General features: G+C 43.3%; 17 protein-coding genes. 10 read left to right on the top strand and 7 right to left on the bottom strand.

The features are described from left to right. Nucleotide 1: 1 nt before the first annotated feature. From ACEQZT_RS06020 to ACEQZT_RS06010, 3 genes are read left to right on the top strand one after another with little or no spacing between them, the layout of a single operon-like run. Nucleotides 2–709 carry a glycosyltransferase gene (locus ACEQZT_RS06020; protein WP_370088242.1) on the top strand — a complete coding sequence of 236 codons (708 nt, stop codon included), beginning with the start codon at nt 2–4 and terminating at the stop codon, nt 707–709. Further along, nucleotides 706–1,716: a glycosyltransferase family 2 protein gene (locus ACEQZT_RS06015; protein ID WP_370088240.1), complete on the top strand. Its 1,011-nt coding sequence runs from the start codon at nt 706–708 to the stop codon at nt 1,714–1,716. Before ACEQZT_RS06020 ends, ACEQZT_RS06015 begins: the two co-directional genes overlap by 4 nt. After that, nucleotides 1,716–2,885, top strand: a complete 1,170-nt coding sequence (locus tag ACEQZT_RS06010; RefSeq protein ID WP_370088238.1) for a nitrate/nitrite transporter — start codon at nt 1,716–1,718, stop codon at nt 2,883–2,885. The genes ACEQZT_RS06015 and ACEQZT_RS06010 overlap by 1 nt, the downstream gene beginning before the upstream one ends. On the opposite strand, the gene ACEQZT_RS06005 is transcribed toward ACEQZT_RS06010, so the two are convergent. Then, nucleotides 2,866–3,315: a DUF6265 family protein gene (locus ACEQZT_RS06005; RefSeq protein WP_370088236.1), complete on the bottom strand. Its 450-nt coding sequence runs from the start codon at nt 3,313–3,315 to the stop codon at nt 2,866–2,868. The two genes, ACEQZT_RS06010 and ACEQZT_RS06005, sit on opposite strands and share 20 nt — an antisense overlap. Nucleotides 3,316–3,391: 76 nt before the next feature. Here ACEQZT_RS06005 and ACEQZT_RS06000 point away from each other — a divergent pair, with 76 nt between their 5' ends. From ACEQZT_RS06000 to ACEQZT_RS05990, 3 genes are all read left to right on the top strand, one after another. Further along, a complete protein-coding gene (locus tag ACEQZT_RS06000) occupies nt 3,392–4,192 on the top strand; it encodes a hypothetical protein (protein ID WP_370088234.1) in 801 nt (266 codons plus the stop codon). Then, a complete protein-coding gene (locus ACEQZT_RS05995; protein ID WP_370088232.1) occupies nt 4,189–4,701 on the top strand; it encodes a DUF350 domain-containing protein in 513 nt (170 codons plus the stop codon). Before ACEQZT_RS06000 ends, ACEQZT_RS05995 begins: the two co-directional genes overlap by 4 nt. 132 nt (nt 4,702–4,833) lie before the next feature. Then, the gene (locus ACEQZT_RS05990) at nt 4,834–5,826 is read left to right on the top strand and encodes a hypothetical protein (RefSeq protein WP_370088230.1); all 993 of its coding nucleotides are present in this window, start codon (nt 4,834–4,836) and stop codon (nt 5,824–5,826) included. 11 nt (nt 5,827–5,837) lie between these two features. On the opposite strand, the gene ACEQZT_RS05985 is transcribed toward ACEQZT_RS05990, so the two are convergent. Both ACEQZT_RS05985 and ACEQZT_RS05980 read right to left on the bottom strand, forming a co-directional pair. Beyond that, complete coding sequence (locus tag ACEQZT_RS05985; RefSeq protein WP_370088228.1) at nt 5,838–6,272, bottom strand: YHS domain-containing (seleno)protein; 435 nt, start codon at nt 6,270–6,272, stop codon at nt 5,838–5,840. A gap of 74 nt (nt 6,273–6,346) precedes the next feature. After that, nucleotides 6,347–6,616: a hypothetical protein gene (locus tag ACEQZT_RS05980; protein WP_370088226.1), complete on the bottom strand. Its 270-nt coding sequence runs from the start codon at nt 6,614–6,616 to the stop codon at nt 6,347–6,349. A gap of 232 nt (nt 6,617–6,848) precedes the next feature. On the opposite strand from ACEQZT_RS05980, the gene ACEQZT_RS05975 reads away from it, so the two are divergent. Continuing rightward, on the top strand, nt 6,849–7,718 hold the full coding sequence (locus ACEQZT_RS05975) for a hypothetical protein (RefSeq protein ID WP_370088224.1): 870 nt from the start codon (nt 6,849–6,851) through the stop codon (nt 7,716–7,718). 6 nt (nt 7,719–7,724) lie between these two features. Here the strand turns inward: ACEQZT_RS05975 and ACEQZT_RS05970 are convergent, their stop codons facing one another. Beyond that, nucleotides 7,725–9,137 (bottom strand): SUMF1/EgtB/PvdO family nonheme iron enzyme, encoded by a 1,413-nt coding sequence (locus ACEQZT_RS05970; protein ID WP_370088222.1) that lies wholly within the window; start codon nt 9,135–9,137, stop codon nt 7,725–7,727. A 387-nt stretch (nt 9,138–9,524) separates the two neighbouring features. On the opposite strand from ACEQZT_RS05970, the gene ACEQZT_RS05965 reads away from it, so the two are divergent. Then, complete coding sequence (locus tag ACEQZT_RS05965; protein WP_370088220.1) at nt 9,525–10,313, top strand: PhzF family phenazine biosynthesis protein; 789 nt, start codon at nt 9,525–9,527, stop codon at nt 10,311–10,313. A gap of 137 nt (nt 10,314–10,450) precedes the next feature. On the opposite strand, the gene ACEQZT_RS05960 is transcribed toward ACEQZT_RS05965, so the two are convergent. Further along, on the bottom strand, nt 10,451–11,071 hold the full coding sequence (locus ACEQZT_RS05960) for a DinB family protein (protein ID WP_370088218.1): 621 nt from the start codon (nt 11,069–11,071) through the stop codon (nt 10,451–10,453). Nucleotides 11,072–11,158: 87 nt separating this feature from the next. Further along, nucleotides 11,159–11,977, bottom strand: a complete 819-nt coding sequence (locus ACEQZT_RS05955; protein ID WP_370088216.1) for a LytTR family transcriptional regulator DNA-binding domain-containing protein — start codon at nt 11,975–11,977, stop codon at nt 11,159–11,161. Between the two features lie 94 nt (nt 11,978–12,071). Between ACEQZT_RS05955 and ACEQZT_RS05950 the strand changes: the two genes are divergently transcribed. Next, nucleotides 12,072–12,326 (top strand): type II toxin-antitoxin system HicA family toxin, encoded by a 255-nt coding sequence (locus tag ACEQZT_RS05950; RefSeq protein ID WP_370088214.1) that lies wholly within the window; start codon nt 12,072–12,074, stop codon nt 12,324–12,326. Further along, nucleotides 12,323–12,667 (top strand): type II toxin-antitoxin system HicB family antitoxin, encoded by a 345-nt coding sequence (locus ACEQZT_RS05945; RefSeq protein ID WP_370088212.1) that lies wholly within the window; start codon nt 12,323–12,325, stop codon nt 12,665–12,667. The genes ACEQZT_RS05950 and ACEQZT_RS05945 overlap by 4 nt, the downstream gene beginning before the upstream one ends. Here the strand turns inward: ACEQZT_RS05945 and ACEQZT_RS05940 are convergent. After that, nucleotides 12,662–15,526, bottom strand: coding sequence for an FAD-binding and (Fe-S)-binding domain-containing protein (locus ACEQZT_RS05940; protein WP_370088210.1), 2,865 nt, complete (start codon nt 15,524–15,526; stop codon nt 12,662–12,664). The two genes, ACEQZT_RS05945 and ACEQZT_RS05940, sit on opposite strands and share 6 nt — an antisense overlap. Between the last annotated feature and the right edge of the window lie 40 nt (nt 15,527–15,566).

Genomic DNA, 15,566 nt, shown 5'->3' with positions numbered 1-15,566 from the left:
TATGCTTTCCATCATTTTACCAACTCTAAATGAGGAGGCCTTTTTACGAAGAACGATTCTTCACACTTTGGAAAGGGCCGAGAGCCCTGAGCGTCTTGAGTTACTGGTGGTTGATGCGGGAAGTACAGACGGTACGGTTCAAAGTATTGAAGATTTAAACGTACAGGTGCTTCAGAAGCCTGAATTCATTTTTAAAAAACATGAAAGCCTTACTTACGGGGTTTCAAAATCCACACATGATATCATCATGTTTTTGGATGCCGACACGCTGCTACCTCGTCACTTTGATGTGTTGATTGAAGAGAAACTTAAAAACGACTCAGCGGTAGGAGGTGCGTTTGAATTTGCGTTCGAAGATCCCGATTGGAAATTGGCTCTGCTAACATTGGTAAACAGGATCAGGTACCGATGGGGCAAAGTATTTTATGGAGATCAGGCAGTATTTGTGAGGAGAAAGGCACTCGATCAAATTGGAGGAGTTCCAAAGGAGCCGCTAATGGAAACAGCCTTCTTGTGTAAGGAATTGAGAAAAGTGGGTCAGCTGAGTATCATAAGACCAGCACTAAAAACATCACCACGCCGATTTAAGACGCATGGTTTTTTTAAAGTGTCGTGGTTTGATCTCAATATGTTCATTCGTTTTAATTTAGGCCTTCCTGTCTCCGGCTATGCTAAGCGCTACTGGAGCAAAAACCTAACGACTAGATGAACCAGCCTTTAGTGTCAATAATCATGGCGGCCAAAAACACTGCGCCGTATCTACCAGGGTGTCTCAACTCCATCATCGGCCAGACCTATAAAAACTGGGAGCTGATCGCGATCAATGATCACTCTACGGATCGTACCCCGGAGATTCTAAACTGGTATGCAGAAAAAGATGATCGGATTAAGGTGGTTCATAGCAGGAGACATAAATTAATTCCTGCACTAAAGGAAGGCTATGCCATAGCCAAAGGAGACCTAATTAATCGGATGGACTCTGATGATAAAATGCCACTGGATAAGCTGGAGGTGCTGGTGAATGAATGGAAAAAGTACGGGAAGGGACACATTATCGCCGGGGGCACGGAACATTTCGTGGAGAAAGGCGTGGTGGGAGATGGCTTTAGACGATATGAAATCTGGCTAAACGAAGTTGCCAGAAACGAGACCCACTATCAGGAGATCTATCAGGAGTGTGTGATCCCCTCCCACTGCTGGATCATTCACAAAGAGGATTTTGATAAAGTGAATGCCTTCGATCCTGAAGTTTACCCCGAGGATTATGACCTGTGTTTTCGCTTCTACAAAGAAGGGTTGAAAGTTCATGGAATCGACAAAGTGTTGCATTACTGGAGAGATCGGTCGGATCGTATTTCACGAACGTGGGAGGAGTACAAAGACAACCGCTATTTTGATATGAAGCTCAGGTACTTTTATCAGATTGATCGGGACAGGACCAGACCACTAGTTCTGTGGGGGGCAGGGAGAAATGGTAAAGATTTGGCAAAGTTGCTTTTGGAAGAGGAGAACACCTTTCATTGGGTATGTGACAATAAGCGCAAGGTTGGCAAGGATGTCTACGGTATCACCATTGAGCATCAGGATATGGTGCCCAACTATGACAATGCCCAGATATTGGTAGTGGTAACTTCTCCTGAAGAAAAAGTGGAGATCCGGAAAATGCTGGAAAACTGGGGGAAGGAGCCTGTGAAAGATTATTGGTTTTTTGCCTGATGGCTACCCCGAAAATTATATTACCCATCATTGTAGCTGCCCAGTTTATGTGCACCTCGCTATGGTTTGCTGGCAATGCTATCATGCCGGACTTGGCTGTAAAGCTTAACCTGATGTCTTCAGATGTTGGGCTTATGACTTCCTCGGTGCAGTTTGGGTTTATTGTCGGCACACTGATCTATGCTATTCTCACAATTGCTGATCGTTATAAAGCGCCTAGTGTATTCTTAATTAGCGCCTTGCTAGGAGCTGTTTTCAATGGCCTCATCATACTGGATATCTCTTTCATACAGATTCTGACACTTCGTTTTTGGACCGGATTTTTTCTGGCGGGCATATATCCTGTGGGGATGAAAATAGCCGCAGATCATTTTGAACATGGCCTGGGGAAGGCGCTGAGCTTTTTAGTAGGAGCGCTGGTATTGGGCACTGCCTTACCGCACCTGATCGCAGCGATGGATTTTAATTATGATTGGAGAGTTGTTCTGCTGATGACTTCATCCCTTGCAGTAATTGGTGGAATTCTGATTAAAATATTTGTGGGGGAGGGATCATATCGCAGCAAGATACAAGCTCCAAAGTTTAGTGGTATTGGAGAGGTGTTTAGGAATAGTGCATTTCGCTCGGCAGCCTTTGGATATTTTGGGCATATGTGGGAGCTGTACGCTTTCTGGGCTTTTGTTCCAATTATTCTTGATCAGTATCGCGCGTATCATTTGATTGCCGTTGATGTTCCGATTCTCTCTTTTTTGATCATAGGATTAGGTGGTTTAGCCTGCGTTGCGGGAGGCTATCTATCAGGACGACTAGGGACAAAAAGATTAGCAACTTTGGCCTTGAGTTTGTCAGCTATCTGCTGTTTGGTTTCACCCATTATGTTTCAGTTGCCGATATCATTATTTTACGCCTTTCTCGTTTTTTGGGGATTAGTGGTGATTGCTGATTCACCGCTGTTTTCTACACTGGTTGCACAAAACGCCAATCCAGCACTAAAAGGAACAGCACTTACGATCGTGACTTGTATAGGCTTTGCTATCACAATAGTAAGTATTCAACTGCTCAGCTATTTGATAGAAAAAAGCTCTTTCGAGTTTGCCTATTTGATTTTGGCCATAGGGCCTTTGATGGGTGTTATTTATCTGTTGAGACCTACCTACGCTTCATCTTAAAAACCTCCGTCCACTTTTTGTCTCCATTATTCAGATCCAATCGGATTTCCATTTCAGTATCCGATTTTCGTTCAAATACCAGACCTTTTAGAATGATCTTATCCTCGGTAAACTCGATTGCTTTGAAATGAACGAAATCTTCTTTCGTTTCCCATCCTACCATGTCAGGGTTGAAATGCTTGAGCCGAAGACCCGTTGAGTCCATCACCATAAATTCATAAAAGTTTAATGAGCCATCGCCCTTGTGGTGTCGGTAGGTTCCCATCATTGTACCATCAGCGGAAGGCTGTGACCAAACTTCTTCGGATATGCCACCAAAACCATCGCCAACCCAGTTTCCGGCGAGCCAGGCATAAGGAACATCTTTGGTTTGAGACATGCAGGCAGAAAAGATCAGCAGTAAAGCAGAGGTGAGAATTAGCTTTTTCATAAGTGTGATGTTTTGCATCTGACGATCGAAGATGGTTATATAGGACAATCTACCAAAGATTTCAGATATTTAGTGTGTGAAAGGTGTGTTCCGTTTTTTGGTATTTGTGGTCATTGTTTATGTGATCCTCACAGCTGTAATCGGGTTGTTTAAGGTAGACGATTATTCTCCGGTAGTTTGTGTCGATCGGTTCGAAGTAATCAATGAAGAAAATGACCGGTGGCATCAACGGGAGTGGGATTTTTTGAATTATTCACAATCTTTTTGTGCAAGTTATGAGTCTGTTGAATCTGTCAGCCTGGCCTCTGGCAAGAATAGAAATAAGATCATCTACGAGCTGGATAGCTATGAAAACTTGTGGGGCAGTGTCTACCATGCACTGGTTGAAGACAGCCGCATGGAAATCTCTTTTTTGGTGGATTCACTTCAGCAGATTGCGCTTGATCAACAGTTGAGGAGGCCGGAATTGGCAGAGTTGGTGGTGACCTTTGTGCAGGACATCCCATACAGCTATGTGCGTGTGGAAGACTGTGCGGAGGCTAATAATCAAGGCAAACCTTGTGTTGGGAATATTGCCCTGGGATTGCTATCTCCTTACGAATTTTTGCACTCGCTCTATGGTGATTGTGATACACGAGCCGTGCTGATTTATTCGTTGCTGGAAGCGATGGCTTTTGATCCGATGATTGTGGTAAGCAATGAATATGCTCATGCGATGCTGGCGCTTAACCTTCCTGCAAGCGGTGATCACCTCACGTTTCAGGGGAAGAACTATTACTTTTGGGAGACTACCGCCAAGGGCTGGCCACTGGGAATACTTCCACCAAACACGAATAATGTCAACTATTGGAAAATTGCTTTAGTCAATAAATTATGAACCCAAACCTGGCCATACTGGCACTCATAGAGATTATCTCGGCGATAACAATCGGTATTTTCATCCTTGCGCTCACCTACAAGATCGTGCAATGGGTGGGTAGAAAGTATTATCGCATCAAAGACTACAATTTGTCTTACAGCATCTTCGTTTCTGCAATCATTCTGTCTGTAGGCATCATGATCAGTGGGATTGTACAGCCTTTGATTTCTTCCTTTCGCCTGCTCAATAAAAGCAGCGACAGCTTCATTCTCGCATTCAAATACATTGGAACTGGAGCGATCTACATTGCCATCGCATATACAGCCACCATTTTGATCGGACTGATCAGCACTTTCCTTTATAGCAAACTCACCCCGATAGATGAGTTTGAAGAAATCCGAAATAACAATGTTGGTGTTTCCCTGATCATCAGCAGCATACTGATCACGCTCACACTTTTGGCCAAAAATGGAGTAATTCTGATGATCGAGTCGATCATTCCTTATCCTGAATTACCACCTATTTAACCAAAAATTGCATTAGTCTTTGAATGCCGGATAATCCCCCAAAGCATCAAACTTTATTTTGACTTATTGTTTGCCTGGTTAGGGGCGTGGCTGATTTGTGGAAACTTATGCTGAGAACAAACCCATAACCACATGAAAGCCTATCTTATTTCACTCAGCTTTTTATTGATCTTTCAGTGCTCATTCGCACAAAAAACGGTTTATTTCCCGGGCTTTGAGTTAATCAATATGGACTCAGCCGCAGGGCTGCAATATTCCACCTCCAAGCTGCTGAAATCATACATTGAAGATAATCACAACTACACGATCATCCTCAACGAGCACCTTGGGAATCCTAATTATACTGCTCGTGAGTTGCTGGCCGAGTCTGCAAGGGTGGCCGCCGAAAAGGGGACGCGCTATGTCATGCAAGGAGAGATTCATTACCTGCAAGGCGTTTATATCATTTCACTTGGCGTTTATGAATCTGCCGATCATACCCAAGTTTGGCACGATATGGCCAAGGGTTCCGTGGAGCAGGACCTGGATCCATTGCTATCCAGATTGGGGAGAGCATTTTTTACCAGCCGAACGGCTAAGACCGACATTGAAATAGATGAGGTGACTGAATATGATCAACAAGGAGTGGAGCTGGCGCAAATCAAGGTGAATCACTTTGTGGGTGTGATGCTGGGGGGCAAGCACATCCCTAATCAAAGCACCCTTTCGGGTTTTGGGCTTGCTTACACTTATGACGCGTCAACGGTGCTTTTCAATTTCGATTTTGAGCTGTACCCGACTTCTACACTTTCCATCGATCATCACTCCTCTGACCGGAGGTTGCAAACAGGCAACATTGGTCTGGGCGTGACCTACCCACTCACGAGAAAGCGGATGACATTTTATGTGCAGGGAGGCATGGAGTATGGTTTTACAAGCATTCGGGACAAGTCGTATGACCTGCCCTATGCTGAGACTGAATCCGGGATTGGAGCTTATCTGGGAGGTGGATTTCTGATCAACCGCAACTCAACGGTGAACCTAAGGATGTTTACTACACTTTCCATTCCATTCTATCAGGTGGATGGCTCCAATGTCACTGGTATCAAATTTGGGATTGTGACATCATTCGCCAAGAAGAGGTAGGTTGAGCAATCCTACTCCTCAATCAACTCCGGCCAATTCTCCTCAGCTTTTTTGATAAAATTGGCCTGATCTGCTTCCCATTTTTTCTGAATGCCCCTTCTGTAGTTGAGATAGAGCTTGCCATCTACAATCTTCCAGGCTTTAGGGTCTGACTCATAGGTGTAGCCATTCCCTACAGCGTAAGCGCAATAGCCACCAAACTGCGGCGCATACTTTTCAGGATCAGATTTGAATGCTTCCAGATTTTCCTGCGTGCTGAAATACCAGTTTGCTTTATTCCACTCAAACATGAATGACTGATCGCCCTTTGTGGGTTCACCTTTTGTGAAATAAGCCACCGGGTCATATCCTTTGATGGCTCCATCCTTGGTAGTGTATGTTGGGCTTTTCTGTGCTGATGCCAGGAACCCGAAGCATAGCAGAAGTATAGTTGCGATGTTTTTCATAGTGTGACGATACGGAAAATAATGAGGAAGGATGGGCTGAGAGAGTCCTTTTGTCTGCTGGCAGGCATTGTGACCTAATCCATGAAATTTGAATTTTGCAGTGCCTTCGAAGTGGAATTGCTGTAACCGATACATACCTCTTCGGATGCATCTACATCTGTCACCACGTTTTTATCGATCAAGAGCTGACACAAGCGCTGCGCTTCACCAAGAGGAATTTCCACTTCAAATTCCTTAAAAAAGTACCTGGAAACATCAGAAGCCGTCAAGATGCTTTTGCTTCTATGATTAGAGATATAATCCAGATGCCTCAGAATAGCATGGAGTTTTTGATTTTGTGTCATGTATTAAAGTTAATCGAAATCCAGCGCAAAACATCAGTGCTTGATTTTGAGTCATTACATCCCCCTCCGGCCCTCTGGCATGCGCACTCCCCCTTTCTTAAGGGGGAATCTTACGAGCACCAATTCCCCCTTTGAAGGCGGTCCGACGTTTCGGGGGTGTGATGGGATGTGCGAAAGCAGGGGGATGTAATACACTATTCCAAAAAACGGTAGAGGTTGGTATATTTAGAATATGGAAAACATTGTTAAATCATTGAAGGCTTTTCTTTACGATCGCTCATCAAATCCTTTTTTTGCTAATTTTTTATTTGCATGGTTAGTTTACAATTGGGAGATCATTTACATAACCTTATTTGTTGATGCGTATGAATTTGAACCACTTACCAAACTTCAATTCATAGAAAGAGAATACATAAATTATTACGATAATGCTTTATGGCCGTTTTTAGGAGCTATATTTCTTACTATGGGAATGCCTTGGTTATTAAACAAGGCTATAATTCCTGTTTATGAGAGTTATTTGAACCAAAGAGCTGCTTTGCGTTTGAAGGCAAGAAAAGAGAAGCCGTATTCGAGAGAAAAAGCAAATGAGCTGTTTGAAGAGTTAAATCGATCAAAGACTAAATATGTGGATTTACTTCAAGAACTTGAAAATGAAAAAAGATCTAATCTCACACTTCAACAGCAAGCCAATGAAAAGGTAAGTCAATTTAATAAATTGAATAACCGATTTGATGAAATTCGGGGTGAACTAGAAAATGTTAAGAGAGACCTCACTTTGAAGAAGGAGGAATTCGAAGCTGCCTTAAACCAGAAAAGAATAAGTGATGAATCGCTTGAATCCTTACGTGGAAAGTATGAAGATCTTGAAAGTCAATTCAAGTATTTACAAGATGTTTTTAACTCAAACGAAGCGAAGCAAGAACTTGTGAAAATTTATAAAAAACAAGGGACTGACACAGTTGAGTTAGATGTTAGAATTGTTGATATCTTGGATAGAGCGGGTCTAGTAAACTTACGTAAATCAAAATCTATAACAATTGCAAATACCTCACCGCTTGGTCGTGACTTGGTAAACCTATTATTTGAAGTTTATAAGTAGTTAATGTCATTCACTCCTCACAAACCTTAACCCATAGGCATAATTAGGTTTACCCCCGGCCCAGCCACCATACGGGCGTAGGGCAATCGGGCTATACGGATTATAATCATGGTACTCACGTCCATAGCCATAAAAGCCACCTCCCCGGAAGCCATAGCCTCCTGAGTTTTCATTGCCTGCCGGCCAGTCTTCGTTCGTTGCTCTTCCTGCTTCGGTAAGGTCACCATCGCCATGTGTGCCTTTGAAGTTTCTTCCAATTTCATGACCGATGGAGATCATGCGCTCCCACAGGCTTCCGGCCAGGTCATGCACACGGAAAAGGGAGACACCATAGAGGTCGCGATTGCTGTTAGTAATATCTGCCTCATCCAGATCGAGGTAGACCAGGTTTCCATCGCCATCCACTTGTCGCCTGATCTGCACTTTTTCTGAAGTATTCCAAGGAAATTCATTTGCAATGGGTGCATTGGAACCCCTGCAGGCTTTGGTGTATTCAAACTCTGTCATGGGTCGTAGGCCTGCCCAATCGGCAAACGCCATCCCTTCATCCCACCCGAGATAGTTGCACGGCTGGTTTGGCTTGTCTGCCACATATCCGTTTTCTGTTTTTCTAATAGTCCCACGGTTTTCATAATACCCGTTGGATTGACTGATATCATTGGCTTCCTGCATCGCTGCTGGCAGACTGTTGAGAAAATCAACATATTGTCCCTGGGTGGGCTCATACTTCATGATGTAAAACCCATTTACTCCTTTTGGAAAATCGGCTCCAATCGTGCCTTTTTGATCTCCCTGATATTGATTGCTTGCCTGGTAGTACAGCTTGCTGTTTTCCGGCCCAATCTCCACAATCTGATCCTGCTTTTTGATTTCATAAAGTCCTTTCATTCCCCCATCCTTATCGGAGAGGTAGAGTGCACCATTTTCGGTAGTGTTGGGAGCGCCCAGCGTCACAGGCCCCTCGGGGATGTAAACCATTTCTATGGCGTAAGGAATAAGCTCCTGCCTCCTTGGATTGATACCAATAAAGTCCTCAGGATTCAATTCAATTACTACTCGCGCGTTTACGTTTGCTTCTCCGGGGTTTGCCAGCGAAATGAATACACCCATACCATCTTTGCTTGGGGTGAACTTTAGTGGCACTTGTTTCTGTCCATTGGCAACAGCTTTGTGACCATCCTGCTTTACATGAAGGGTGACATAACCGTTTCGTTCATTATTCACCCATTTGAAAAACACCCAGGCCGCATCGTAAAACTCTACATCCTCCTGTTTGAGACGGAAGGCATTTTGCCAGCTGATATCCATGGAGACATAGGCCCTATCGCCTTCTTTGTAGAAAATCGTGTTTTCAACTTTCAGGTTTGTAGCCGATGCAGACAAACAAAAAAGTAAGAGTAGAATGGTTAGGTGTTTCATGGTAAAAAGGATTTTAACTCAGCACCCTCGCCGGCAGCATAAACAGCGCCCGGATAAATGCGAAGACCCCTTCCACTGCAAATCCAAGGATCCTAAATGGAAGTAAAAGCAGCCAAATGATCGGATAGAAGAACAAAATGGCTAGGGCTAACGGCCAGCAGATGACGAGGAGGATGAACCAGAGTAGTATTTTCATGAAAGATTTTACGATTAGAAAAACGATTGAGTTATCTGTATCATAAGCGGACAGGTTAGTTCAAAATCGTTCTTTTTTGGACAATAGACCCTGAAATAAGTCCAAGGTGACCTGTTTATAAAGAGTTTGTCATGCTGAATTTATTTCAGCATCTATCTTTTTCCTGCCTTGTGATTTTTATCTTTAAGAACATGAAGCTACCCATTTATCAAGTCGACGCATTTACTGATCATCTTTTTGCAGGCAATCCGGCGGCTGTCGTTCCAATAGGGGATGAATGGCCCATAGAAGATGTCTTACAAAAGATCGCCATTGAAAACAACCTGTCGGAAACGGCCTTTTTCCAGGAGCAGGGAGATGTTTTTGAGCTCAGGTGGTTTACCCCGGAGTTCGAGATTGACTTGTGTGGACATGCGACGCTAGCTTCTGCACATGTGATTTATAATCATCTTGGCTATCAAAAAGATCAAATCAATTTTGAAACAATGAGTGGTCCACTTACGGTGAAGCGAAAGGATCACTTACTGCAACTGGATTTTCCGTCCAGAAAGCCGGAACCAGCCGAAATGAATGAGACATTACTCAAAGCATTTTCGCATCCTCCAAAAGAGGTGTTGAAATCTCGGGATTGGGTGCTGGTCTATGACAGTGAGGCAGAGGTTCGAGCGCTTAAGGTAAACGAAAGTCTATTGAGTCCCGCTCAGTTTGAAAAGGGAGGAATCATCTGCACTGCGAAAGGAGATGGAGTTGATTTTGTTTCACGATTTTTCTTCCCGGGAGGAGCCATGTTCGAAGATCCGGTGACGGGTTCTTCCCATTGTTCTTTGATTCCGTATTGGTCGGAGAAGCTCGCAAAAAATGAAATGATTGCCTACCAGCTTTCCGAGCGTAAAGGTTACCTCAACTGTACTGCACTTGGGGAGAGAGTGCTCATTGCAGGAAATGCGGTGACGTATATGAAAGGGGAGATTGAGGTATAAATGAAGCTGTCCTGCATTACTCCAATTGTCACAATGAGCTTGTCGAAGTGTATTTAAACATTTCAAAACACAGAGGTTTCGATAAACTCAACCTGACAGCAACCCTATGGACAGCTTCCAACTACTCTACTACAAACTCAAATCGGGAACTCCGGATTAGCCAAAACCTCATCCAGTTGTTTTATGTGTCGCTGAGTGTGCGCACTAATAAACACCAACCAATGATAGCCGCTGATTTCACCCAAAGGACCAAAATCTTTGTAATACCCTTTTAGAGGTTTTTCCACCTCATTTACATAAGTAATTGTCTCACCTCGCTTCTGTTTGAAATCTGAAATAAACGCCTTTGCATTGGCAAACTGGCCTTCCGGTTGGATGTGCTCCGGTGCGTTGAACTTACGTTCTCGGTTCTGAAGGAAATCGATAATAAAGTCTACTTTTTCATTCACATAATCTTCCGGTTGAGGCTTCCATTCGGTCGTGTCCATCGCATCAGCTCGTTTCACCAGCGTGCTTTCCGTTTTGAAAATGTGCTCACAAATTTCGGCTGGCGACCATGAGGTTTCTGTGGCTTTAAAAGTCCACTGTTCCTCGCTTAGATTTTTGATTCGGCTGAAGAGTTCCTTTTGGGATTGCTTCAGATAATCGACGACATACTTCCGATCTTCTTTGGTCAGATCACCTTCTTTTAAGGTGTTGAATGATGATCCGATAATCCAGACCAATATTAGGGTAATTGTGCTTACATACTTTTTCATAGCATTAGATTTTTTAGCCAATCCTAACGCCTGGAAGCCTTTTCTGACTGTGAAAAAAGAAAGTTAGATGCTGAGTGGTATCTGTTTTCAGACTGAATGGTCAGACTTGAACCAGGTTTTTAACTCCCGACTTTTATAGCGGCTGACATTGACGGTTGTCGAAAGGTGCTCCAATTGGACCTTGAGTTTGTTGTTTACATCCTTTTGCAAGGCACGGATGGCAGGTATGGAGATGATGGTTTGCCTGTTGGCACGAAAGAACCGATTCGAAAGCTTTTCTTCTACTTCACTCAACGATTCGTACTGTGTCACAAGCTTGTTCCCATCCGTGTCAATAAGAAAAACACACCCATTTTGATGGACAAAGCATGAAACTTCATTTTCCTGAATGGTTCGAAGTTCTCCGCCTCTCACAATGGTGAGTGTATCAGATGTAGACGCCAGCTTATTGAGGGTGAGTGTTCCATTTCCTTTGGCATATCCTCTCAGAATAAATACGCCTGTTTCTATCAATGAAATCATCAGGCAGACACCCAGCAAACCTACAAATCGGAATGGATCCATGACGTATTGGAATATCAGCATTTGGCCGATGCTGAGAATCGTGAAAATAAGCGTGCAGTAAAGCAGGTTGGTTCGAATGATCAGAAGGACCGAAGACAGATCATTTCCAAGCTTTGATTTTTTTGAAAGCCTGCGATAATTCCAGGTATTCGTCTCGCAGATAAATAACCCGTAAATCAGGAAGATGGTGAAAGGAATAAACGGGAATTGATAATCCGGTGAGAATGGCAGCTTCTGATAGGTAATCAGATGCGTCATGACAAATGCAAGCAGCACCATCAATGAGCGACGAACGGTGTTATCGCTGAGTTTGATTTTTTGGTGTGGTAGCGCAATAGTCATGATATGAATTTAACCATTTTGGAGATTAGAAGACCATGATTATTACATGAGTGGAATTTTCATTTGTAACTATTTTTTAGTTACTTCGTTATAAATGAGCAAACATGAAAAACTTCTAAGAAAGTTAAAAAGCTATCCCAAAGATTTCACTTGGAATGAGCTAGTTACATTACTATCAGGATTTGGTTTTGAAGAGTTTAATAAAGGCAAGACATCTGGATCCAGAAGAAGATTTGTGAATGAAAACCAAAAAATCATCAGTCTTCATAAACCACATCCAGGAAACGAGTTAAAAACCTACATGATTAAGATTGTTTTGAATATTTTAAAAGAAGAAGGATTGATATGAAAAGTATGACACATAAAGGGTATAGTGGTAATGCAGAATTCAGCTATGAGGATAAGGTATTTCATGGGAGTATTCTTGATATTAATGACTTGGTGACCTATGAAGGAAGTACTGTTGCTGAGCTTGAAAACGCTTTCAAAGAAGCTGTTGAAGATTATCTTTCTTTATGTAAAGAAATTGGTAAATCTCCGGAAAAACCATTCAAGGGACTATTTCAAGTTAGAGTTACCCCAAGTTTACATCGAAAGATTGCTGTGAATGCCAAAAGAAAAGGAGTTACCCAAAACACATATATCAACAAGATATTAAAGGATTCAGTAGAGCAAGACTCTGCTTTATAATATCTCCACAATATGCCTAGCAACTTTGCCGGTCCCATCCCAAATCTGGTGACGGCAAGAGGTGCCTGACGCAAGAATGATGGTGTCCTTATCCGCTTCTCGGACCTTAGGGAAAAGTACTAGCTCACCGATCTTCATCGACACCTCGAAATGTTCCTTTTCATAACCAAACGAACCAGCCATACCACAGCATCCACTCGGGATCATTTGCACTTCAAAACCTTCAGCAGCCTTTAATATTTTCATTGTTGGCGTCATGGAGGAAAGGGCTTTTTGATGACAATGGCCATGGACCAGCACTTTCTGTTTTTTTCTTGGAATATCTTCAGCTTTGAGATTACCTGAGTCCAACTCTTTAGCCAGAAATTCTTCGATGGTGAAGGTTTTTTCAGCCACTTTCATGGCCTGCTCTTTCTCTTTGCCTCTGAGGAGGTCCGGGTATTCATCTCTGAAGGTAAGAATCGCAGAAGGTTCAATACCCACCAGGCAAATTTCCTTCTTCAAAAGGCTGTGAAAAAGGTTTACGTTTTGCTCAGCCAGCGCTTTTGCCTCCTCAAGCATTCCTTTGGACAAATAAGCACGTCCGCTTGCTTCATGATTCGCCGCTCTGACTTCATACCCCATTCGGTCCAGTAGCATAATGGCCTTCTTGCCGATTTCTACATCCAGATAGTTTGTAAATTCATCAAAAAAGAAGTAGACCGTCTTTTTGGGTTTTCGCTGCAGCGAATGGAATTTGGTATCAAACCATGATCGCAACGTTTGATTCGCCATCTTAGGAATGGATCGTTTCGTCGCAAAGCCCAGCATGGGTTTAGAAAGATTCCTTGTCAGGTTGTAAGCCCAGGGTACCTTCTCAAAACGCTCCATGCTCCTGGCATAATTCGCGATCATCTTTGTGCGAAAAGGCACACCTTTTTCCTTCATGGATTGATACTGCCACTCCGCTTTGAGTTTTCCCATATCCACATTAGAAGGACACTCCCGCTTGCAGCCTTTACACGACAAGCACAGGTCAAGGACTTCTTTTATCGCCGGTTCTTCAAAAGGGTTCATTTTTTTTGAGCGAGTCAACATCTCACGTAGGATATTAGCTCTTGCACGAGTGGTATCCTTTTCATCCCGGGTTGCCTGGTAGCTTGGACACATAGTGCCTCCGGTCAGTTCTGATTTTCGGCAGTCACCGGACCCATTGCACAGCTCTGCAGAACGAACAATCCCTTCGTCTTGAGAAAAGTCCAGCATGGTATCATATTCTGGTGTCTCTTGGTTCTTCTCATATCTGAGAGAAGTATCCATAGGCGCTGTATCCACAATCTTCCCAGGGTTAAAGATGTTGTTAGGATCCCATGCCTTCTTTACTTTTTTAAGTAACTGATAGTTCTCCTGCCCAATCATCCGTGGAATAAACTCACCTCGCAATCTCCCATCGCCATGCTCACCTGAAAGTGAACCATTGTACTGTTTGACTAAATCAGCAATCTCCTCTGCTATGGTTCGGAAGAGCTTGACTCCTTCTTCTGTTTTCAGGTTTAGATAGGGGCGAAGGTGTAATTCGCCTGATCCTGCATGTGCATAATGCACACTATATAAACCATGCCTATGAAGAATTTTGTTGAAGTCGCCGATGTAGTTAGGCAAGTCTTTAACATCCACTGCAGTGTCTTCAATGACCGGAGCTGGTTTGGTATCACCGGGGATATTAGATAGTAATCCCAACCCAGCTTTTCTCAGGTTCCAAACTTTATTGATATCATCTCCTTTGATTATTGGGAATGCATATCCAAGTCGCTGTTTCCCTAATTCAGTCAGAAAATTAAGTATGCGAATATCTACTTCTTTCTCAGTCTCACCTATAAGTTCAATAACTAAAATTGCCTTCGGCTCTCCTTCTACAAAAAAACGATTTTCCGCCTGCTCTTTATTTCTGGCCGTAGCTTCAAGGATGTAATGATCCATAAGTTCACAGGCATATGGCTGATAATTCAATGCTACCAGATTGGCCTTCAGTGCATCATCTATTGTTTGGGTGTGAATGCAGACCAGTCGCTTGTGTCCTTCCGGGATTTTGGTGATCTTGAGCTTTGCAGCTGTGATAAACGCTAAAGTCCCCTCTGATCCGGCAATGAGTGTGCAGAAGTTGAAAGGCTTTCCGTTTGGATTGAAGGGCTGCATGTCCGCCAGTAAGTCCAACGCATAGCCTGTGTTTCTTCGAGGGATATTAGGGTTGGGGAATTCCTTTTTGATGCGCTCAACATTCTTCTCATCCAGTAGGATATCTGAGATGTTTTGGTAAAGCTGTTTTTCCAGATCGGACGACCCTCGTAAATCTTCAGAAGCTTTAAAATTAGCCTCAGAGCCATCGGAGAGTAAAGCTTTGACTTCCAACAGGTGCTCACGTGTGCTTCCATACACCACCGAGTTAGATCCACAACTATTATTGCCAATCATCCCTCCGATCATCGCCCGATTGGCCGTGGAAGTTTCGGGAGCGAAGAAATAACCATGCTTTTCGAGTTCCCGATTTAATTCATCCCGAACGATACCCGGTTGCACCCACACATATTCTTCTTCAATGTTGATTTCTAAAATTTGGGTGAAGTGTTTGGAGACATCCACCACTATTCCACCTCCAACCACCTGCCCCGCAAGTGAAGTGCCTGCTGTTCTCGGAATGAGTGATGTGTTGTTTTCTCTGGCAAAACGAATGAGTTTTTTAAGGTCTTTATCATTTTTCGGGATAGCCACAGCTTCTGGCACTTCCCGATAGGCCGAAGCATCTGTCGCATAGATATGGCGGATGGCTTCACCATCATTGAGCTCACCATTAAGTTCCTTTTTGAGACCCACGAAATTCATTATTCAAACCTAGCTGAGAAATTCCAATTTCGAGGCGTCA

Source organism: Ekhidna sp., from assembly GCF_964218185.1.
Classification (GTDB): Bacteria; Bacteroidota; Bacteroidia; order Cytophagales; family Cyclobacteriaceae; genus Ekhidna.
The sequence above is the reverse complement of the archived record's forward strand: the minus strand, read 5'-3'. Positions and strand labels throughout refer to the sequence as shown.